Here is a 21,911-nt window from a genome sequence, read left to right as displayed (position 1 = left end):
TAATAAATAAAAAACATAATAGAGTAGGGTAGTAGTAAGTTTTTTATTTAGCTTTTTTAGATTTATTATTATCTTTTATCATATTAATTGCTGTAGAAATTAACTCTTTAGCTTCTTTTTTAGTCTTTGCCTCAGCAATAATACGAACTATAGGCTCTGTATTTGATGAGCGAACATGAAGCCAAGAGTTTTCTAAATCTATTTTTATTCCGTCTATAGTTGTTATTTTAGATTTAGGATATTTCTCTTTTATCTGCTTTAAAAAACTATTTTCATCAATTTTTGCTACTTCCAATTTTTCTTTTACAATTTCATATTTTGGTATTTCGTTAACTAATTCTTTTATACTTTTTCCAGTAGATGCCATTAATTCTAATATTAAAGCAATACCTAAAAGCGAATCTCTTCCGGGAGTTACAGCAGGAACTATTATTCCTCCGTTTCCTTCACCTCCAAAATATAATTTATTTTTCACAACATGAGAAGAAACATTTATTTCACCAATCTTTGTGCGGTCAACTGAATATCCTTTTTCTTTAGCTAAATCATCTATCATTCTAGAAGTAGACAAATTTACAGCAGCATTTCCTTTTCCAGATAACCATAAATACTTAGCACATAAAGCTAAAGTATATTCTTCGCTTATTATACTGCCGTCATCTAATACTAAAGCAAGTCTGTCAGCATCAGGGTCTTGAGTGAATCCTATATTTACTTTGTTTTTCTTTACTAATTCAGATAAACTTTTCATACTTGCAGCAGAAGGCTCAGCAACATGGGCAAACTTACCAGTATGCTCTTTGTTTATAGAAACCTCTTTAACTCCTAAAGCTTTAAGTAATGGTGGAGTAGCAAATAATCCAGTTCCATTAACATAATCACAAGCAACCTTAAAATTAGCTTTTTTTATCTTTTCAACATTTATAAATCTTAAAATGCGCTTTATATGCTCTTCTATAGCATTATCTATTTTTTGATAAGTTCCAGTCTCTAATGCCTTAACAAATCTTTTAGCATTTTTATCATAAAGCTTCATAAGCTCATTAACAGCCTTTTCATCTAAAAAATGCCCGCCTTTGCCTATAAGTTTTAAAGCATTCCATTCTATAGGATTATGGCTTGCAGATATCATAATTCCGCCATGTATTTTTAATTTTTCTACCATATATAATGCAGTTGGTGTTGGTGTTATTCCTATATCTATTACATTTATTCCAGATGCCATCAATGTAGCTGCAACAGCATTTAATATAGATTCTCCTGTTATTCTTGTATCCCTTGCTACTAAAATTTTTGCCTTCTTTGGAAAAAGAGATGCAAATGCAGACGTATAATCTACTATAGTACTTATATCTAAACCATCGCCAATAATACCTCTAATTCCTGATATACTTGTTTTTAAAGTTGGCATTTTATTAAACTCCAATTTTTTTATATTTATTTGCTTTTATTTTTAATTATTTTTTAAATATGATAATTTATCAATAATCTTTTGTCAAGGAAAATAAATAAAATATTAAATATAATAAGAAGATTATATAAAATTTTGCTTGCTGTAGCTGTATAAATAAGTAAATATATACTTTATAAAAGAACCTATATATAAGTTAACATAATATACATTATCGGAATATAAAAATAATTCCAATTTTATTTATAGAGATTACTTACCAATTTATATCCTCTATTTTCATAGAATATTTTTCTATGTTTTTATTTGAAAACTCTATTTCTTCTAAATCAACATCACTAATAATGCCTTTTAATTCATATAAATCTGCCCATTTAAATAAACCCTTAGTTTGGAATTTTTCGTAGTTTGCTATAAGATAATTATTCTTAGAAATTTCCATAAGTTTTTTTTCAACCATATTTTCTAATAATGTATCCATAAAAAGACCTCTTTGAGGATCTATAGATTGCGTTCCAAAGAAAGCTTTTTCTATATTGAGATTATTAGCTATATTATCAACATACTCCCCATTAAAGGCGTAAAATTGCTTTTTTATAGTACCTCCTATTACTAAAAGTATTATATTTTTATTTATAGCTAAATCATAATAATTCAAATAGCTTCTTAATACCAATACAGAGTTACTTATAATTGTAATGTTTTCTTTATTCATTATTATAAACGGTATCATTAGAGACATTGTTGTGGAGCTTCCAGACAAGCATATAACATCACCATTATTAATTAATTGATGAGCTTTATAAGCTAAAGCATTTTTTAATATGTTTTTAATATTATCTTCTTGTATATTAATATATGAAAACGGCTTGTATATTATATTGTTTTTATCTATTAATATCCAATTTTCATCTTTTAATTGCTGCAGCATTCTATATGCGGTAGAAGTGCTTATATTAAAATTCTCTTTTAAAGAATCAATATTTGTATTTATGTTTTTATAAATGAAAGATAATAAATCTTTTTTTTCTATTAATTGTTTCATAACCATCCTAATAAAAAATTAAATAAATTATATATTTATTTAAAAAATTATCAAACATCTTATATAGTGTTTCTAATATTTTTTGTAAATATAGCATTTTAATCATTATTTTTCAATATTATTAATAATTTTCTCAAATATTTAATAAAATATTAAAAAAAATACTGATTTTATTGACAATCATGCTTAAATTTCTATACTAATTAACATAAGAATTAAATATAATTTTTTTGGAGGAAATTATGTATAACATAACAGATTTCAATATGAATTATTTCTCATTAGCTGGTAAAAATGCAATAGTTACTGGCGGAAATACAGGTTTAGGACAAGCTTTTTCATTGGCTTTAGCTACAGCTGGAGCTAATATATTTGCCCCTACTATTATGGATGATAATGGAGAGACAAAAAAACTTGTAGAAGCTAGAAATGTAAAAATGGAAACTATTATTGGTGATATAACAGAAAAAGGCTTCCCTAAAAAGATTGTTCAGGAATGTGTAAATAAATTCGGCTCTGTTGATATATTGGTTAACTGTGCTGGTATGTGTATAAATAGACCTAATGTTCTTGAGTTTACAAGAAATGAATGGGATAAAATGATAGCATTAAATTTAACAGCAGCTTTTGAAATGAGTTATGAAGTAGCACATTATTATATACCTCAAAAAAGTGGAAAAATAATTAATATTTGTTCTATGTTTAGTTTCTTAGGCGGTCAATGGTCTCCTGCTTATGCTGCTTCTAAACATGGTATTGCTGGACTTACTAAAGCTTATTGTGATGAATTAGCACAATTTAACGTACAAGTTAATGGTATTGCTCCGGGATATTTTGCAACACCTATCACTAAAGAGACAAGAGCTAATCCAGAATCTAATCAAAGAGTATTAAATCACATACCTACTAATCGTTGGGGAGATACTCATGATTTAATGGGAGCAACAGTATTTTTGGCTAGTAAAGCATCTGATTATGTTAATGGACATATCTTATGCGTAGATGGCGGATACTTAGTAAGATAATAAATTATTTAAAAAATTATTAAAAATAAATTAAATGATTATATATAGGAGTAAACTTATGAAATGGAAACAAGTAGAAATTCATGAATCTAGAAGTAAATTATCTAGAGAAGAAATAGTAAAAGGTCTTTTAAATATTCTTCCTAAAGAACAAGTTATAACAGATGAACAAACATTAAAAGAAAACAGCTGCGACAGATTTAGAAAATACCCTTCAAAAGGTTTTGGTATATATACCCTACCCTATCCTGCTGCTGTTGTTAAAGTAAAAAGCACAGAAGAAGTTGCTAAAGTATTAAAATTTTTGAATGAGAATAAAATCAACTGCGTACCAAGAACAGGAAGCACAGCTACTGAAGGCGGTTTGGAAACTACAGTTAAAGATTCTGTTGTTGTAGACGGTTCTTTAATGAAAAAAGTTATAAAAATAGATGAAGAAGCTATGCAAGTTACTGGAGAATGCGGTGTAATTTTGGGAGATTTGGAAGATAAACTTAGATCTATGGGATATACTACAGGACACTCTCCTCAATCAAAACCTCAAGCACAATTAGGCGGTTTGGTTGCTACAAGAAGTATTGGACAATTATCTACTTACTATGGTGCTATAGAAGACATGATAGTTGGAGTTGAAGCAGTATTCCCAGATGGTACTATCACTAGAATTAAAAATGTTCCTAGAAGATCTGCTGGTCCTGATATTCGTCACGTTATAGTTGGTAATGAAGGTACTTTATGCTATATTACAGAAGTTACAATCAAAATATTTAAATATATGCCTGAAAATATGGTTTATTTAGGCTGGAAAATAGATGATATGCATAAAGGTTTAGATATTATTCGTGAAATAATAGTAAGTGGTTTACGCCCTTCTTTATGCCGTGTTTATTCTGAAGAAGATGCTCATCAACATTTCTATGCTTGGCATGAAGGCAAATGTGTTTTAACATTCGCTACTGAAGGTCTTGCTTCTGTAGCAAAAGCTGCATCAGAAGAAATAATCAAAATAGTAGAAAAATATCAAGGCGTTGAAAGAGTTGATCCTAAACTCATAGAAAATTGGTTCTCTAATTTGTGCTGGGGACAAGATAAAATAGATGCTGAAACTGCAGATATGAAAGCTAATCATAGATTGGGATACACTACCGAAGTTTCAGGTACTTGGGCTGTAATAAAACAAATATATGATAATTGTATCGCAAGAATTAAAAAAGATTTTGCTCATATGGATGACATCACTATGTTAGGAGCACATTCTTCTCATAGTTATCAAAATGGTACTAATTTGTATTTCGTATACGATTATAATATAAATTGCAAACCTGAAGATGAAATAAACGAATACCATATACCTCTAAACGCTATGATAGTAGAAGAAACTTTGAAAGCTGGCGGTTCTATGTGTCACCACCATGGTATAGGAAAATATAGAACAGAATGGACTAAAGAAGAGCATGGCAGTGCTTATTATATCTTAGAAAAGTTGAAAAAGACTTTTGACCCTAATGATATTATGAACAAAGGTTCTATATTTAGAGATAATTAATTTATAAATTTTATACGTTTTGGGTTCCTTGCTGTATAATAAAATTATATAGCTTTGGAACCTTATTTATGGAGTTTTATTATGAGCAAAAAATACATTTTAGGTATAGATGGCGGTTCACAAAGTACAAAAATAGTTATTTTTGATACTGAAGGAAACATTGTTTGTGAAGGCAAAGAAAATTTAAGACCAATGATATATAGAAAACCGGGATATGTTGAACACCCTGATGATGATTTATATGATTCATTGAGAGTTGCAAGTAAAAAAGCATTGGCTAATTTTAAAGGAGACTTAAAAAATATAATCGGCGTTGGTTTATGTACTATAAGATGCTGTAAGGCATTTTTAAAGGCTGACGGAAGTTTGGCTGAACCAGTAATGAGCTGGATGGATGTTAGAGCTTATACACCTTATGTGCATGAAAACAAAGAAGTTAAATACATAACAGCTTCTACTGGTTATATGACTCATAGACTTACAGGTGAGTTTAAAGATACAATTTCAAATTCTATACCATTTCAATTTCCAACAGATATAAAAACTTGGGATTGGGATTCTAATGATGAAGCTTTCAAAAAGTTTAATGCTCCAAGAGATATGTTTTTTGAATTACAAATGCCAGGCACTATATTAGGATATATTACCAAAAAAGCATCTGAAGAAACTGGAATACCTGAGGGCATACCTGTTATAGCAACAGCAAATGATAAAGCAGTAGAAGCCTTAGGTGCTGGACTTATAGATCATGATACTTGTTTAATTTCTTTAGGTACTTATATAGCTTCTATGGTTTTGGGAAGCGAGAATACAGACGATGGAAAGAGTTATTTTACTAATTTTGCAGATATACCTAATGAATATTTATATGAAAGCTCTGGAATAAGAAGAGGAATGTGGACTATTAGTTGGTTTAGAGATTTGCTTGGAGAAGAAGTAATAAATAGAGCTAAAGAAAATAATATGCATCCAGACCAATATCTTGATAATTTAGCTAAAGATATTCCTGCTGGTACTTATGGATTAATGGTAATTTTGGATTGGCTTGCTTTAACTAGTGAACCTTATAAAAGAGGTGTAATGATAGGATTTAATGAAAAACATCATGCTGAGCATATATTTAGAGCTATTATTGAAGGAATAACTTTAACTATGAAAAATCATGCTCAAAATATGTTCAATGAATTAGGTATAAATCCAAAAAGACTTATAATTTCTGGAGGAGGTTCAAACAGCCCAGTATTCATGAAATGTATGGCTGATGCTTTCGGACTTCCTGCATATAAAAATGTTGTTAATGGTGCTGCTAGCTTAGGTACTGCAATAAATGTTGCGGTTGGACTTGGTGTTTATTCTGACTATAAAGAAGCTGTAGAGAAAATGGTGAGAATAAAAGAAGTTATAGAGCCAGATATAAAAAATAATGATATATATAATAGAATGAATGAAGTTTATAAGAGTATACCTCCTTCTATAGAAGATATATTGAAAAGAAGTCATGAGATTTTTAAATAATAATTTATGATTTTTTAATATATTCATTAATTTTTATTCATATATATGAAAGGCTATTATTTAATTACGGCTAAGATGATTAATTAAAATAATGGAGTGCAACATGAGTGATATATCTAATACAAGCAATAAATTAAGATATTTTAGAATATTCTTATTAATATTAGGTTCTGGGGTAATATATCCTGTTTTATATTTGAGACAGAACTATCAAACTTCTATAACTTTAATATTTGATATGACTGTTCAAGAGCTAAACTTTTTATATTTAATTTTGGGTATTATGAACATAATAGGATATGTTCCAAGCGGATTATTGGCTGATAAATTTTCTGCTAGGAAATTAGTTTCATTATCATTATTCCTTACAGGAGTTTTTGGTCTTTGGTTTGCTCAAATACCAGATAAAAAATTTCTAGTGTTTATTTATATTGGTTGGGGTATTTCAGCTGTTTTTACATTCTGGAGTGCCTTGATGAAAGGTATAAAACTATTAGCTAAAAAAGATGAACAGGCTAGAATATTTGGTTTCTTGGATGGAGGAAGAGGTTTAATAGAAGCTATACTTGGAGTTATAGCGGTAAGTATGTTTGCATTTATATTAGGAGATAACACTAATGATGAAGTATTAACTAAGAAAGCATTGCAATCTATTATATATATGTATTCATTTTTATGTATACTAATAGCTATATTAATTTTCATGTTTCTTAAAGAAGATAAAAAAGAGAATATAGAAAATACTAATTCTCAAAATAATGAAAATAAACCTGTAGTAAAAAGAAATATGCTTGAAGATATAAAAGTATTACTTACTATTAAAGAATATTGGTTAGCTACAGCTATAATATTTTGCGGTTATACTATTTATTGGACAGTATATTATTATTCAGGTTTTTTAACAGTTAATCATGGCGTTACAGCAGTAATGTCTGGGTATATTTCTGTAGCAATGTTATGGATGCGTCCTGTTGGAGGAATTGGCGGAGGTATGCTTGGAGATAAAATAGGAAGAACAGTTACAATTTCTATAGCTATGTTCTCTGGTGTTGTATTATTATTACTAATGTCATTATTCAACTCTTTCCCTATAGTTATATATTATGTATTAGTAATATTAACAGCTTTAATAGGATATGCTTTAAGAGGTTTATATTGGTCTACATTAGATTACTGTGATATACCTGAACATATTTTAGGAAGAGCTATAGGACTTATGTCTATGCTTGGATATTCTGTAGATATTTTTATTCCTTATATAGGAGGAAGAATATTTTCACATTATAATGACGGCCCAATGGCATATACTGCTTATTTTTTAATGTCAGCATTTATAGGATTAATAGGATTAACAGTTACTTTGATACTTCATTTTAGATTGAAAAAAGCATCAAAATTATAAAATGGAGGTTAACGCTTATGAAAGAAAATAAGTTAAGATTATTAGCTTTTATCCCAGCTGCTATCGTTCTTATAACTGTAGTAATATCATCAATATTGATTCCAAAATCTTTTATTGGTGTATCTACTAAGATAAATGATTTTATTTTGGATAAATTTAGCGGTATATTAAGTTTAACAGCATTTTTAAGCTTAATATCATGTTTCATCGCATATTTTTCTAAAATAGGTAATATAAGAATAGGCGGGGAAAATGCCAAACCTATGTTTTCGCGGCTTAAAAGTTTTTACATTACATTATGTACAACAATAGCTGCAGGTATAGTATTTTGGGGGACGGTTGAGCCTAGTTATCATTTAGCTTATCCGCCTGCATCTTTAAATATAGAGCCTTTCTCCAAAGAAGCTATTAAATTTACTATAGAAACTATGTTTATGCATTGGACATTTAATCCATATGCTATATATACTTTGCCTACAATAGTATTTGCATTAGTATATTTCAATATGAAAAAACCTTTCTCTGTATTGAGTCAATTTTCTTTTTCTAAAATAGAAAATAAAGACTGGTTATTTCAAATTGTAGATGCTATATGTTTATTGTCATTATCTGCTGGTATTATATCATCATTTATGACTGTTACAATTAATATAGGCGGGGCGGTTTCATCTATAACAAAAATTAAAAGCGGTGAATTATTATGGGCTGCTATATTGATAATTATGTTTTTATTCTTTACATTATCTTCTATAAGCGGTCTTGCCAAAGGTATAAATTTATTATCTAATTTTAATATGATAATATATTTTATAATATTGGCATTTGTAATATTATTCGGTCCATTTAGTTATTCTTTAAATGCATCGATAGAATCTTTTGGAGGATATTTAAGCAACTTTTTTGATAGGAGTTTAATGACTGGTACAATATTTGAAGACCCATGGTCAAAATCGTGGACTACTTTTTATTGGTCGAATTGGATTGCATGGGCACCTATATCAGCATGCTTCTTAGGAAGATTAGCTTATGGGCATAGGGTTAAAGATGTTATACTTTACACATTTATATATCCTTCAATATTTTCTATTGTGTGGATAACTTTTTTCAGCGGATATTCTATATATTTGCAGATTAATAATGAAATAGATGCTATAGGTTTAATAAATAGCGGAAACATTGATTTAATTCCATATATCGTATTAAATCATTTGCCTCTTGGAAATATTTTAGTTCCATTTTTTCTTATTATAGTTTTTATAAGCTTTGTTACTTCAGCAAATTCAATGACGAATGTTATGGCTGCTTTATCTTCTACTGGGATCACTCCCGATAATCAAGAAGCAAAGATGTCTTATAAATTATTTTGGGGTATATCTATAACTATTATAACATATGTTATGTTGAAATATACTAATATAGATGGTATAAAAATGTTTTCTAATTTGGGCGGTTTTCCTGCTATGTTTTTTCAAATATTTACTTTTATTAATTTAATGATTATTATAGCTAATAAACATAAAGATAAATATAAAGATATTTTTTAGCTTTATAAAAGGCAGTATATTTAATATGCTGCCTTTTTTATTAAAACCAATACCTAAAACCAAAATCCCCATAAAACCTAAAGAAATCACTAAATGCCCAACCGCTATTTTCTGGATACCATCCAAATGTTGCAAAGCCTCTAGTACCCACAGATATAACGTTTAATGCAGGGGTTAATTGCAAAAATATCTCCCAATCTTTCTCTACTATAAATGACACCCCAACAGGTATTCTAAAATCAGCTTCTATATTTACATACTTAGTTCCAAAATTAAAAATAGCTTCTACACCGGGACCTAAGTAAAGCATAACATCAGAATTGCCTAATTGCCCTAACCTAGTCGTATATCCCCACCAATCTGCACTAGCACTAAAACCAAACCAAGATGCTCCCTTACTAGATATACCAAGATTTAATATTCCTCCAAACATAAAAGGTATCCCTTCAAATTTACCAGTTACTCCTAAAGAAGCTTGAAGAGGAAAACTAAATCTTAAAGAAAAACCAAATGCTGAATCTGTTGGATAATATGAAAACAACTTATGGCTAGATGCAGTATAAATTAAAACAGTAAAAATTGAATATATTATTATCTTTTTTAACATAATGTAAACTCTATATAATTATTATAATATATTATATTTTAAAAATAAATACAATAATTACATATCTATTTTTAATCTAAGCTGCTAAAAAGAAATTTTATATATTGATTTTTTTTTATTTTAATATAAAATTAGGCTAATTTATAGAATATAGGAAATATTATGAATGGTATAATAAAAAATACATTTTATTTATTGTCGTATTTTCTATGTTTGTTTAAATTAACAAATGCAGAATTTTTAAAAGGGAATAAAATTGCTGTTTGGTGATTTTATTCCCTTTTTTTATGATGTAAAAAACAAATAATTATCTAAGGGATGTTAAAATGAAAAATTTTATAGGTATTAAAGAAATGTCAAAAGAAGAGATTTTGGAAGTATTAGATGTTGCTAAAAAGTTAGACAATACTCCAAATATGGAAAGAAGAAAAATAATGGATGGAATGATAATGACAAGCCTTTTCTTTGAGCCTTCAACAAGAACTAGACTTTCTTTTAATTCGGCAGCATATAAAATGGGATTAGATGTTATAGGTTTTGACAACCCTGATGTTTCTTCTATAAAAAAAGGAGAATCTTTAAGAGATACTATAATAATGGTTTCTGCATATTCTGATGTAATAGTTATGAGACATTCTATAGATGGAGCTGCTAAGTTTGCTGAAGAAGTTACTGACTGCCCTATAATTAATGCTGGAGATGGTTCTAATGAACATCCTAGTCAAACATTACTTGATTTATATACTTTAAGAGAGGAATTCGGAGGCATTGAAAATAAAAAAATAGCATTCGTTGGAGATACCAAATACGGAAGAACTGTTCATTCTCTTTCTAAGGCATTAAAAATGTTTAATGGAGAGTTTTATTATATTTCTCCTGATATTATTCAAATTCCTGATTACATATTAAAAGAGTTAGATGATGCAGGAATTAAATATCATAAAGGCAGTAATTACGAAGAAATATTAAAAGAAATTGATTGTTTATATATGACAAGAATACAAAGAGAACGTTTTGAAAATATAGAAGATTATGAGAAAGTAAAACATGCTTTTAATATTTCAAAATCCACAATAGTAGGAAAATGTAGAGAAGATATGATTATAATGCATCCGCTTCCAAGAGTTGATGAAATTAGTATTGATTTAGATGATACAAAATATGCTAAATATTTCATACAAGCTAAAAATGGTATACCTATAAGAATGGCTATGTTAGCTTTATCTATAGGTGTAATAGAAAGCAGTGCTAAGAAAAAAGAAAAAGATTATGAGTTAATAGAAAATAAAGAAATTGTTTGTCAAAATAAAAAATGTGTTACTCATTTTGAAGAGACAAAAAATAAAGTCGCTAGAAGAAATTATGGAGATTTTTGTTATTATTGTAATAAAGAGATAAGAAAATGATAATAAAGAATGCAAAAATAGAAAACAATATAGTGTCAATCATTATAGAAAATGAAAAGATAAAAAAAATAGATTTTGATAATAATTTTGAAATCTATAAAGACAGTAATATAGTAGATGCTAATTATAATTATGTTTTATGCGGTATAATAGACCCTCATGCTCATATGCGAGACCCGGGGCTTACACATAAAGAGGATTTTTCTTCAGGAAGCAAAGCTGCAGCAAGAGGAGGCGTTACAACATTTTTTGATATGCCTAACACTATTCCAAACACTATAACAAAAGAAAGCTTAGAAGAAAAAAAGAATATGATGATTGGCAAGTCTTATGTTGATTATGGTTTTCATTTTGGAGGAAGTAAGGCTGACAACACCGAAGACATAAAACAAATTATAGATAAAGCAGCCTCTACAAAAATTTTCTTTAATGCTTCTACTGGAAATATGCTTGTTGAAGATGATAAAATTTTGTATAAATTATTTGAAGCTTCAAAAATTGTTACAGTACATGCAGAAGACAAAATGGTTGATAAGGCAATAAATATAGCAAAACAAACAAATACTCCATTATATTTATGTCATTTATCATTAGAAAGCGAAATTAATTCTCTTAAAAAAGCAAAAGATTCTGGTATGATAATTTACGGCGAAGCTACCCCACATCATTTATTTTTGAATACTGAAGATGTTAATAAAAATGAAAAAAACAAAATGCTTCTTAGAATGAAACCAGAGCTTAGAGAGAAATCAGACAATAAAGCATTATGGAATGCAATATTAGACGGCACAATAGACACTATAGGAACAGACCATGCACCGCATTTGTTAATCGAAAAATTAGAGAAACTTACCTACGGCATACCTTCTATAGAGCATTCATTGGAATTGATGTTTAAAAAAGTAAAAGATGCTACTATAGATATAAAACTACTAACAAAAATTATGAGTGAAAATGCTGCGAAAATATTTGGCATAAAAGACAAAGGCTTATTAGAAGAAGGATTTGATGCTGATTTTGTAATAGTAGATTTGAATGATGATTCTCTTATAGAAGAGAAAGATATAATTACAAAAGCCTCTTGGTCGCCTTATGTAGGTTTTAAAAGAGGGGCTAAGGTTATAACTACTATAGTGAGAGGCAATGTAGTTTACAATAATGGCAAGTTTTATGAAGGTTTTGGCAAAGAAGTTTTTTAAGTAAAAATATATACATTATTTTATATTTAATTATATTCTAAAGATATAAAACATAAATATTTGCACTTTTCGCGAAGCGTACCCGGAGGGTAAAAACTTTTTGCGACGGGAAAAAGTTGATTAAAATACACTTACAAAATATAATTCTCTAAATATATAAAAAATATGCTTGCAAATTATTATTTAATAATTAAACTATAATTCTATTTGGTAGTTTCTATGAAAATTGCAATACTAGGCGGAAGTTTTGACCCTCCTCATTTGGGGCATTTAATATTAGCTGATACTATACTGCATGAACTTAAATGCGATAAAATATTATTCATTCCAAGTAAAATACCTCCGCATAAAAATATAAGCGGCAAAGTTTCTGATGATGATAGAATCAATATGCTAAAATTATCTATAGAAGATAATAACAACTTTATATTAGATGATTATGAGATAAAAAATGATTGTGTGTCTTATACAATAAAAACTTTGGAATATATTTATAATAATTATAATTTTGAAGATAAACCAATTCTTATAATAGGTGCTGATTTGGTAAAGGACTTTGATAAATGGAGAGAGCCTGAAAAAATTTCTAATTTATCTAATATTATAGCTCTTAATAGAGATGATAATAGCAATTTAATTAGCGAAAATATTGAAAAATATAATATAAAAACTATACTAGCACCAAGAATAGATATTTCATCAAGCCTAATTAGAGATAGAATAAAAAATAACGGCTCTTTTATGTATTTTGTGAAAGATAAAGTTTATAAATACATAAAAGAAAACAATTTATATTTATAGGAATGCTATGAAAAAAACATTTGCTCTTTTATTTTTTTTAATGTCTTTTAGTTTGTATTCTTTTGAAATGAGTTTATTAAATGGCCCTACTGCAATAGGGGCAATAAAAATGATTAATGATTATAAAAAAATAAATATAAGCATTATAAACTCCCCTAACAATATATTAGCTTCTATCATAAAAGGTGAAGTGGATATTGCTGCTGTTCCTGCAAATATGGCTTCTATAATCTATAACAGAGGCTTAGATTATAAAGCGGTGGCTGTTGTATCTGAAACAAAAATGTTTATAGTATCTAGTGATAAAAACATAAAAAGCATAGACGATTTAAAAAACAAAACTATTTACTGCGGATTAAAATTATCTACTCCAGATTTAATGCTTCAATATTTAATAAAAAATGAAAATATAAAAGGAGTAAATATCAATTATTCTCTAGGTAATTTAGATTTATCAAAAGCATTAGCTTCTAAAAATGTTGATATTGCCATACTTCCAGAGCCTTTTTTATCTTCTGCATTATTAGAGAATAAAGGCATCAATATAGTAGTTGATATTTCAAAATATGTTCCACCATACCCTGTTGCTGTGCTTATTGCCAAAAAAAGCTTTATAGAAAATAACAATGATTTATTAAAAGAAATATTAAATGAATATAAAAAATCTACTGAATATATTTTAAATAACAAAGAAAAAATCGAATCTTTAATTAAGCAAACTTCAATATTGATTAATGCTAAGGCTGTTGTTTATGGTATAGATAGGATGGGGATTACTTTTTATAATGATAATAACATGAAAATAGAATTAAATAATTATTATAATTTTATATACAATTTTGATAAAAAACTTATAGGAAATAAGATTCCAAAAGATGATTTTTATTATATTTTTTAACAAATAATAATATTTTCTAATAAATAATAATTTTTTCTAAAAAAATGATATTTTTTTAGAAAAAATTCACATTACTTTATACAATAACTTGACAAAGCCTTTATTATTTATATACTTTCTTACACAAGAGAGTTTTTATATGGCTAGATTAAATATTGATAATGAAGAAGTAAAAAAATATATATTTTCTTTGTCAGAAAAATTAATGAGGCATTTTGACTTAGAATATCAAATTGATAAAGAAAATGAATATTTTGATCTCTATGCTTTTCATAGAAATGATTTTTTTAAATCTTTTATTACTACATCTACAGTTTATGAAGGATATTCTGTATTCGAGCATATGCTTGTTCGTTTTATAAAAGATTGTAAATTAGAAAACATAGAAGAATTTCAAGATATGTTAGTTAGATTAACACCTATTCTTTCAAACCCTAATAAATTTCATAAAAGAAGTATAATCACAGGAATAATTATAACAGATATTTCTTTAGAAAAAGAATGGGAGAAAATAGTAAAAAAGTTCTTTTATAGAGTAAGCTATAAATTATCATTTCATGGCTGGTCTGAAACTGAATATGCAATAGTGTCTATAAAGGACAAAAATATTTATTTGCCAAAAATGAGAAAAAAGGAATTAAAAAACCTTCTTTTGGATTTTTAATATAAAAAATTAATTAAGGAGATTTTATGAATGCTTTTCTATTATTAATCATTGGGATAATAGCCTTTTTTGTAGCTTATGTAACCTATGGTTCATATTTAGCTAAAAAATGGGGTGTTGATCCTTCAAGACAAACGCCTGCACATACTTTAAAAGATGGCAGAGATTATGTACCTACTGATGCTAAAGTATTATTAGGTCACCACTTCTCGTCTATAGCTGGTGCTGGTCCTATTACAGGTCCAATTATTGCTACTATGTTTGGTTGGCTTCCTGTATATTTATGGATTATATTCGGTTGTATATTCTTTGGCGGTGTGCATGATTATGGTTCTCTAATAGCTTCTCTAAGACATGAAGGTAAATCTATTGGTGAAGTTATTAGACATAATGTTGGTCAAAAAGGTAAAATAATGTTTACTCTTTATGCATTCATTACTATTTGTTTGGTAGTGGCTGCATTCTTGGACATTACTGCTAGCACATTTGCTGTAAATGTTGACACTTACAGAGAATCTGCTGCTGCTGGTACTGCTAGTATGTTATTTATCGCTTTGGCTTTATTATTTGGTTTCTTAGTATACAGAAGAGGAGTTAATGTTGCTGTTTCTACAATAATAGGTGTTGTATTATTAGCTGCTATTATATTTATTTCTGACAAATTCCCATTCCTTGCTTTAGAAAAAACTCCTTGGCAAGTTATATTAACTATATACATCATATTAGCTTCTTTAATGCCTGTTTGGATATTATTACAGCCTAGAGACTATTTATCTTCTTTCTTACTTTACGCTATGATTATAGGCGGTGTATTAGGTTTAGTTTTAATGCGTCCTACTTTGACTGCTCCTGTATTTACAAGCTTTACTCCTAGTGAAGGTAACTATTTATTCCCTATTCTATTTATTACAGTAGCTTGCGGTGCTATATCTGGTTTCCACTCACTTGTAAGTTCTGGTACTAGCTCTAAACAGCTTAACAGTGAAAAAGATGCTAAATTAGTAGGTTATGGTGCTATGCTTATAGAAGGTGTAGTTGCTATAGTTGCTTTAATGAGTGTTGCCGCTATAGAAAGTACTGGTACTCCTGCTGCTAGATTTGCTTTAGGTGTTGCTACTTTCATGACTTCTTTTGGTGTACCTCTTGGTATAGGTCAAACTTTTGTTACTTTGGCTTTTGCTTCTTTTGCTCTTACTTCTTTAGACAGTGCTACTCGTATTGGAAGATATTTGATACAAGAATTAGGTGAATATACTGCTGCTGATGGTAAAGTACACAAAACTATACTTACTAATCCTTATATTGCTACTGCTATTACAGTTCTTATATCTTTAGGATTTACTCTTTATGGTTATACTAGAATATGGCCTATATTCGGTAGTGCTAACCAATTATTAGCTGGTTTATCATTGCTTGCTGTTGCTGCTTGGATAAAAAATCGTCAAGGCAGAACTTCTTGGGAAAATGTTATACCTTTAGTATTCATGTTTGCTGTTACACTTTCTGCTTTATGTTTAGTTGTTTATACAAACTTCAAAAAAGCTACTTTCGACGGTTATGTATTAGCTTGTATTGCTGTTGTAATGATTATATTAGCTGTTATAGAATTATTCATCACTGGTCAGTGGGCTAGAAAATTACCTAAAGAGGGTGCTGTTAATCCTAATGACCCTATTAAAAACAAATAATATTAAATCATTTTATTGATATTAATACCCGCTTTCTTTAATGGAGGCGGGTTTTTTACTGCACTAAATTTTAATCTAATCTAAATTTTACTCTTGTCGATAATTAAGAAAAATATATTAATTAAAGAGTGCTGTTTTATGTCTAATAAAAAATTCATGATAAAAGAAGAGAAGGCAGTGTTTGCCGATATTCGTTCTGCTATATCTATTAGTTTATTCGATAGCGAGTTGAATAATTTTGATGGAAGCATTGATGTGGACGTGAGGAGAGCTGTTATATATAATAAAATCGTATTTGAAAACTTAAGCAAAAGATTACTCTCATATTATGCAAGCAGAGAAGATAATAGAAACAAAAAAAAGGAGCTTTCTCTAATAAGAACTCTAAAAAAAGAAAATAGTATATCTAAAGAAAAATTATATTATTTAGAAAATCCTGATGAAAATAGTTTTAAGTTTTTAGATGATGTTCTTGATAAGAATAAAAATGTTAGAGGATACAGTGAATATATAATTTATTCACTATTTAATCATTATTTTGACTATATCAAAAACTAATAGTTTTAAATATTATTATCCTTAAAAAAGTAGTTAAAAGGATTATATTATTATGAAAAAAATAGCTATAGCATTTTTAATATTGATTTTTACCTGCATAAACATATTTTCTCAGAATGCTGCTCCTAATGATGAAAGAAATATAGATAGAGAATTCTATAATGCAGAAAAACTTTTCTTTCAAAAAAAATATAATTTTGCAAGAGAAGCTTTTTTACTTTATCTTAAAAGAAGACCTCTATCAACAAATGATATGCTTTATTATTATATAGGGGCTTGCTATTTCCAAGATAAGCAATACGAAAATGCTATAAATTATTATAAATTAGCTTTTGATATTAATGATTCTTATTCTTTTTGTAATAATATAGCCAATTCTTATTATCAATTAAAAAATTATGAGGAAGCTTTAATTTGGTATAATAGAGCAATAGAGAGACTTTATTCTCCGTATAATGCAAAATTAAATTATGAAGTATTAACCAATTACACAGTATCACAAAATGTTGTAACTAATACTATTTTTATTCTTGATAACAGTAGTAGTAAAAATAACATTACTAATTTATCATTGTCAAACGATGTTATATCAAATGATACTTTATTAGGCACAAACAATATTATAACTAATACTATATTATCTAATAATATTATAGCATCTAATACTATCTCTACAAATAATGCAAATAATTTTACTAACACAACAGACACTATATCTGATGCTATAAACAATCTAAATCAATCAAATGAAAACATAAAAAATCTTATAAACAATACATTTACAAAACTTCCATTATTTACAAATGTTGTTGTAACTAATACATTTACTAATGAATATGAATACACAAACACAACTGTAATTTTTGAAGTTAATACTAATTTTATGTTGGAAGTGGTAGACCCAACAGTATCAGAAACTAGTCTCCCTCCAAACTTAGAAGCTACTAATGAAAATGCTACAAACTCTAACTCCCCTATTCTTGCAACCAATTCAACTGCTACAGGTTCTACTTATGTGATAACAGAGGAAAATCCTTATATAGTAACAAATATAATGATAATGACAAATATAATAGACACTAACGGAAATAGTGTTTCAATAAAAACTAATGTTGCTTCTGTTGATTTATATAATACTTGGGGACTATATTATAGTGCTTATCTTAATATGGGACATACTTATTTAACTTTAGGCGACATCACTAATGCAGCAATATCTTATGAAATATTTTTAACTAATGTGGGAAGTGATTATTATCAAAAAGAATCTTTAGAGAAAGTAATATCTCTTATAAGAAGCAATGATACATCTATAAAGTTTATGCCTTTTACAAACAATTACAGAGTAACAACAAACAATGACGGAAGTATTACTACAGAAAATGTATTTCCAAATTTTGACTATGAGAGAGAGACAATATATCCTAATGGGGTTAGAATAGTTTATGAGAATGGAAAGATAGAAAAAACAAAAATATATTCTAATAATTATGAAGTATCTGACACTATATATCCTTATGGAAAAAGAGAAATAGAGATAGTGTCTGAAAATGGAGATAAAAGAGTAGAAACTTATATGATAGATAATTCAAAATCTATTAACACTAAAACATCTTCAGGTGACATATATGAATATACCCTATATCCAGACGGCTCTTTTATAAATAGAAAAACTTTAGAAAATAATAAAGCATTTGTAGTAGAAAGGTCAGACGGCTCTATTACCACAAATTATAAAGATGAAAATGGAGCATTTTTCTACAGCAGAAGCTTAGACGGTACAGAAGTAAAAAGAACAGAAGACATTGAAGGAAATATTACTACAGAGACAAGAAGAGTTGATGGAGCTTTAATAGTAAAAACAGAAAATCCAGACGGAAGCTACACAGTTGTTGCTAACTATGTTGACGGAAGCATAGGCACTACTACAGTTGATACAAATGGAATGAGTAATTTAAAAATAGTTTATCCAGATGGAAGAGTTGAAGAGAGAAGTTCACAAGGAGCAGGAGCTGGTACTTTCTCTTATAATGTAAAAGCTGATGACGGAAGCATTATAACAAAAACATATAATGAAGACGGTTCTTTTACAGTGGTAACTAAAAAAGTTGATGGAACTGTAATTACTGATACTGTGGGCACTGACACTATAAGCGAAATAAAAATGCCAAACGGCACTACAATAAAAAGAATAATAAGACAAGACGGTTCAAAAGAAACAACTACGCTTAATAAAGATTCAAGCAGTATAACAGAAGTTGTAGCGGCAGATTCCAGCAGTGTAACAACAACAATAAAACCAAATGGAAGCAGCATAGTTGTTGTAAAAGATATTTATGGAAATACAGAAACTACAACTACAGAGGCAGATGGAAGTACATCTACTACAAAAACTACAACAGACGGAAAAACTACAATTAATGAAGTAAGAGCAAATGGCGTTACAATAGATATAGAAAATGACGGAAGAAATAAAACAACAATAGCAAAAGATGCAGAAGGTTATGTGTTGGAAATGAAGCAGTATAGAAATGAAGACCCAGAGATTATATTAGTTGATGCTTTAGGAGAGGCTGTTGATATAGAAACTGCAAGAACAATAATAAGAAATATGGATTTAAATATTAAGGCAGAAGATATAGACAATTTAAAAGTTGTTCAAGAGGAAGTTGAAAATGTTGCAACAGAAGATAATACTACAGTAGATGAAAATGAAGAAGAAAATATTACTGAACAGAATACACAAAATACAGAAAACACAACTATAGAGGAAACTACTACACAAGAAACAGACTCTACTCAAAACATAGAAGCTAATACAGTTGAAAATAATAATGCAGAAAATGCTGATAATAATATAGGAAATAACACACAAACAACAGAAAACAATACTCAACAACAGTAAAAATATTATAAATATCCTATCTTTTTCAGTATTCTAGTTGCTACTAATTTTGCATCTATATCTTCTATACATATGTGATTATTTGGGCAGTTTTTTCTTTTATAGCATCTTGCACATTCTAAACCTTCTACTCTAATGGTTTCAGAGTTTTCTGCTATAGGTCCTACTCTCAATTCACTAGTTGGGCCAAATATAGCTATAAGCTGTTTTTTAAAAGCACAGCCTGTATGCATTGGAAAAGAATCAGCTGTAATCATTCCCAATGACTCTTTTATTAAATAAGCTAACTCATTTAAATTAAAATAACTTGATGTGTTTAATACATTTTCAAAACCATTAGCTATTTCAATACATTTGTCATTATAGTCCTTTGTTGCTGATATTACTATTTGTATTTTACTTATCTTTCTTATCTCTTCAATTATCTCTCTAGATTTTTTTACAGATAAATCTTTAGTATCCCATCTTGAAAAAGGAGAAAACACAATATAATCTTTATCTAATTTGATATTTAAACTTTCTATTTTTTTATTAAAAACATTTTCTATATCGCTTGGCAAAAAATAGTCTAAATCAGTACCATCACTTGGGCAGCCAATATAATCCAAAAAAGAAAGAAGTCCAACTATAGCATTAATATCTTTATAATAATTGCTTTTAATTCCAAACCATTTTCCTTTAGCAAACTTCTTTTTTGAATGGCACAAATAAAGAAATATAACGCTCCTCTCAAGACCTTGTAAATCTATTGCTATATCATAGTGCTCTTTTCTCACTTCTTTAATATGAGAAAAAAACTCTTTAATTGTAGAGAAAAACTTAGAAGGCGAAGCAAATATTTCTTTTTCGTATTTATATATATCAAGCACATATAATTTATTGATATATGGATTATTTTCAAGTATACCCAAAGCTCTTTTATCTGTTACTACATCAATAGTACAGTCACTTTTCCATTTCTTTAACGCCCTAATAACAGGTGTTGCATGAAGTACATCACCAAGAGAAGTTTGTTTTATTAAAAGTATTTTCATAAACTTTATAAAATATTATATTACCTATCTTCTTTAAAGAAATATTCTTCTACTCTTATACAAATTTCATGATAAATAGCTTCATGATATTCCTGAGCAATATATGTTTCTTTTGCAGGAGCCTTTATAGCAATATCTGCCATCTCTGCAAGTTTACCGCCATTATTATTTGTAAAAGATATTATTTTTATCCCCATAGCCTTAGCAACTTTAGAGGCATGTATAATATTTTTAGCGTTACCTGATGTACTTATAGCGATAAAAACATCCCCCTTGTCACCAAAAGCTAATATCTGCTGAGCAAATATTAAATAAGGGTCTCTATCGTTTAAATAGGCAGTAGAAAGCCCCATATGCGATGTTAAAGCAATCGCCCTAAGAGGAGCTTCTAAATTATCAGCAATATATTCCCCCTCTTCCATAGATAAAAGCTCTTTTCTAATCTCTTCTTTTATTGGTCTTTTTTTTACAAAACTTTTTAATAATTCACCCGCAATATGCTCACTGTCACAAGCACTTCCTCCGTTCCCAGCTATTAAAACTTTATTTCCATTTTTATAACAATTAATTATAGACTCTATTGCCAAATCTATATTGCTTTTTATAAGTTCTAATTCTTTAAACCTCTCAATTAAATTAGCCATAATAAACAACTTCCTTTAT

General features: G+C 28.3%; 18 protein-coding genes. 13 read left to right on the top strand and 5 right to left on the bottom strand.

Going from position 1 to position 21,911, the window contains the following annotated elements; all coding sequences use genetic code 11:
* Positions 1–43 precede the first annotated feature (43 nt).
* Both glmM and GQX97_RS02850 read right to left on the bottom strand, forming a co-directional pair.
* On the bottom strand, positions 44–1,411 hold the full coding sequence (gene glmM / locus GQX97_RS02855; protein ID WP_157150442.1) for a phosphoglucosamine mutase: 1,368 nt from the start codon (positions 1,409–1,411) through the stop codon (positions 44–46).
* A gap of 256 nt (positions 1,412–1,667) precedes the next feature.
* Entirely contained in the window at positions 1,668–2,456 is a 789-nt protein-coding gene (locus tag GQX97_RS02850) for a hypothetical protein (protein WP_157150441.1), read from the bottom strand.
* A 242-nt stretch (positions 2,457–2,698) separates the two neighbouring features.
* On the opposite strand from GQX97_RS02850, the gene GQX97_RS02845 reads away from it, so the two are divergent.
* From GQX97_RS02845 to GQX97_RS02825, 5 genes are all read left to right on the top strand, one after another.
* Positions 2,699–3,481: an SDR family NAD(P)-dependent oxidoreductase gene (locus GQX97_RS02845; RefSeq protein ID WP_198391192.1), complete on the top strand. Its 783-nt coding sequence runs from the start codon at positions 2,699–2,701 to the stop codon at positions 3,479–3,481.
* 58 nt (positions 3,482–3,539) lie between these two features.
* Entirely contained in the window at positions 3,540–5,027 is a 1,488-nt protein-coding gene (locus tag GQX97_RS02840) for an FAD-binding oxidoreductase (RefSeq protein ID WP_157150440.1), read from the top strand.
* Positions 5,028–5,108: 81 nt separating this feature from the next.
* Complete coding sequence (locus tag GQX97_RS02835; protein WP_157150439.1) at positions 5,109–6,542, top strand: FGGY-family carbohydrate kinase; 1,434 nt, start codon at positions 5,109–5,111, stop codon at positions 6,540–6,542.
* A 103-nt stretch (positions 6,543–6,645) separates the two neighbouring features.
* Positions 6,646–7,944 (top strand): nitrate/nitrite transporter, encoded by a 1,299-nt coding sequence (locus GQX97_RS02830; protein ID WP_157150438.1) that lies wholly within the window; start codon positions 6,646–6,648, stop codon positions 7,942–7,944.
* A 17-nt stretch (positions 7,945–7,961) separates the two neighbouring features.
* Positions 7,962–9,488, top strand: a complete 1,527-nt coding sequence (locus tag GQX97_RS02825; RefSeq protein ID WP_157150437.1) for a BCCT family transporter — start codon at positions 7,962–7,964, stop codon at positions 9,486–9,488.
* 40 nt (positions 9,489–9,528) lie between these two features.
* Here GQX97_RS02825 and GQX97_RS02820 read toward each other — a convergent pair whose 3' ends face one another.
* Positions 9,529–10,095: a hypothetical protein gene (locus tag GQX97_RS02820; RefSeq protein WP_157150436.1), complete on the bottom strand. Its 567-nt coding sequence runs from the start codon at positions 10,093–10,095 to the stop codon at positions 9,529–9,531.
* 326 nt (positions 10,096–10,421) lie between these two features.
* On the opposite strand from GQX97_RS02820, the gene pyrB reads away from it, so the two are divergent.
* The 8 genes from pyrB to GQX97_RS02780 all read left to right on the top strand — a co-directional run bounded on the left by pyrB (position 10,422) and on the right by GQX97_RS02780 (position 20,214).
* On the top strand, positions 10,422–11,501 hold the full coding sequence (pyrB, locus tag GQX97_RS02815; protein WP_157150435.1) for an aspartate carbamoyltransferase: 1,080 nt from the start codon (positions 10,422–10,424) through the stop codon (positions 11,499–11,501).
* Positions 11,498–12,700, top strand: a complete 1,203-nt coding sequence (locus GQX97_RS02810) for a dihydroorotase family protein (RefSeq protein ID WP_157150434.1) — start codon at positions 11,498–11,500, stop codon at positions 12,698–12,700. Before pyrB ends, GQX97_RS02810 begins: the two co-directional genes overlap by 4 nt.
* Positions 12,701–12,919: 219 nt before the next feature.
* Positions 12,920–13,501: a nicotinate (nicotinamide) nucleotide adenylyltransferase gene (gene nadD, locus GQX97_RS02805; protein WP_157150433.1), complete on the top strand. Its 582-nt coding sequence runs from the start codon at positions 12,920–12,922 to the stop codon at positions 13,499–13,501.
* Between the two features lie 7 nt (positions 13,502–13,508).
* Positions 13,509–14,399 (top strand): ABC transporter substrate-binding protein, encoded by an 891-nt coding sequence (locus GQX97_RS02800; RefSeq protein WP_157150432.1) that lies wholly within the window; start codon positions 13,509–13,511, stop codon positions 14,397–14,399.
* Between the two features lie 139 nt (positions 14,400–14,538).
* On the top strand, positions 14,539–15,063 hold the full coding sequence (locus GQX97_RS02795; RefSeq protein ID WP_157150431.1) for a hypothetical protein: 525 nt from the start codon (positions 14,539–14,541) through the stop codon (positions 15,061–15,063).
* Positions 15,064–15,089: 26 nt separating this feature from the next.
* Positions 15,090–16,751: a carbon starvation protein A gene (locus GQX97_RS02790; protein WP_157150430.1), complete on the top strand. Its 1,662-nt coding sequence runs from the start codon at positions 15,090–15,092 to the stop codon at positions 16,749–16,751.
* A gap of 138 nt (positions 16,752–16,889) precedes the next feature.
* Positions 16,890–17,309 (top strand): hypothetical protein, encoded by a 420-nt coding sequence (locus GQX97_RS02785; RefSeq protein ID WP_157150429.1) that lies wholly within the window; start codon positions 16,890–16,892, stop codon positions 17,307–17,309.
* A 52-nt stretch (positions 17,310–17,361) separates the two neighbouring features.
* Positions 17,362–20,214 carry a tol-pal system YbgF family protein gene (locus GQX97_RS02780; RefSeq protein WP_157150428.1) on the top strand — a complete coding sequence of 951 codons (2,853 nt, stop codon included), beginning with the start codon at positions 17,362–17,364 and terminating at the stop codon, positions 20,212–20,214.
* A 5-nt stretch (positions 20,215–20,219) separates the two neighbouring features.
* On the opposite strand, the gene GQX97_RS02775 is transcribed toward GQX97_RS02780, so the two are convergent.
* Together GQX97_RS02775 and GQX97_RS02770 are read right to left on the bottom strand one after the other, a co-directional pair.
* Positions 20,220–21,248, bottom strand: coding sequence for a glycosyltransferase family 9 protein (locus GQX97_RS02775; RefSeq protein WP_157150427.1), 1,029 nt, complete (start codon positions 21,246–21,248; stop codon positions 20,220–20,222).
* Positions 21,249–21,268: 20 nt separating this feature from the next.
* On the bottom strand, positions 21,269–21,892 hold the full coding sequence (locus tag GQX97_RS02770) for an SIS domain-containing protein (RefSeq protein ID WP_157150426.1): 624 nt from the start codon (positions 21,890–21,892) through the stop codon (positions 21,269–21,271).
* Positions 21,893–21,911: the final 19 nt, after the last annotated feature.

Origin of the sequence: Brachyspira sp. SAP_772, from assembly GCF_009755885.1 — a bacterium.
Lineage (GTDB): Bacteria > Spirochaetota > Brachyspiria > Brachyspirales > Brachyspiraceae > Brachyspira.
Note: the sequence above shows the minus strand (reverse complement) of the source record. Positions and strands in the feature narration are given on the sequence as shown.

Excerpts from the sequence above, each read along its gene's own strand:
- GQX97_RS02775 (WP_157150427.1), bottom strand. The coding sequence starts at position 21,248 with ATGAAAATACTTTTAATAAAACAAACTTCTCTTGGTGATGTACTTCAT.
- GQX97_RS02800 (WP_157150432.1), top strand. The coding sequence starts at position 13,509 with ATGAAAAAAACATTTGCTCTTTTATTTTTTTTAATGTCTTTTAGTTTG.
- GQX97_RS02770 (WP_157150426.1), bottom strand. The coding sequence starts at position 21,892 with ATGGCTAATTTAATTGAGAGGTTTAAAGAATTAGAACTTATAAAAAGC.
- glmM (WP_157150442.1), bottom strand. The coding sequence starts at position 1,411 with ATGCCAACTTTAAAAACAAGTATATCAGGAATTAGAGGTATTATTGGC.
- GQX97_RS02810 (WP_157150434.1), top strand. The coding sequence starts at position 11,498 with ATGATAATAAAGAATGCAAAAATAGAAAACAATATAGTGTCAATCATT.
- GQX97_RS02840 (WP_157150440.1), top strand. The coding sequence starts at position 3,540 with ATGAAATGGAAACAAGTAGAAATTCATGAATCTAGAAGTAAATTATCT.
- GQX97_RS02795 (WP_157150431.1), top strand. The coding sequence starts at position 14,539 with ATGGCTAGATTAAATATTGATAATGAAGAAGTAAAAAAATATATATTT.
- GQX97_RS02820 (WP_157150436.1), bottom strand. The coding sequence starts at position 10,095 with ATGTTAAAAAAGATAATAATATATTCAATTTTTACTGTTTTAATTTAT.
- GQX97_RS02780 (WP_157150428.1), top strand. The coding sequence starts at position 17,362 with ATGAAAAAAATAGCTATAGCATTTTTAATATTGATTTTTACCTGCATA.
- GQX97_RS02790 (WP_157150430.1), top strand. The coding sequence starts at position 15,090 with ATGAATGCTTTTCTATTATTAATCATTGGGATAATAGCCTTTTTTGTA.
- GQX97_RS02850 (WP_157150441.1), bottom strand. The coding sequence starts at position 2,456 with ATGAAACAATTAATAGAAAAAAAAGATTTATTATCTTTCATTTATAAA.
- GQX97_RS02785 (WP_157150429.1), top strand. The coding sequence starts at position 16,890 with ATGTCTAATAAAAAATTCATGATAAAAGAAGAGAAGGCAGTGTTTGCC.
- pyrB (WP_157150435.1), top strand. The coding sequence starts at position 10,422 with ATGAAAAATTTTATAGGTATTAAAGAAATGTCAAAAGAAGAGATTTTG.
- GQX97_RS02835 (WP_157150439.1), top strand. The coding sequence starts at position 5,109 with ATGAGCAAAAAATACATTTTAGGTATAGATGGCGGTTCACAAAGTACA.
- GQX97_RS02845 (WP_198391192.1), top strand. The coding sequence starts at position 2,699 with ATGTATAACATAACAGATTTCAATATGAATTATTTCTCATTAGCTGGT.
- nadD (WP_157150433.1), top strand. The coding sequence starts at position 12,920 with ATGAAAATTGCAATACTAGGCGGAAGTTTTGACCCTCCTCATTTGGGG.
- GQX97_RS02830 (WP_157150438.1), top strand. The coding sequence starts at position 6,646 with ATGAGTGATATATCTAATACAAGCAATAAATTAAGATATTTTAGAATA.
- GQX97_RS02825 (WP_157150437.1), top strand. The coding sequence starts at position 7,962 with ATGAAAGAAAATAAGTTAAGATTATTAGCTTTTATCCCAGCTGCTATC.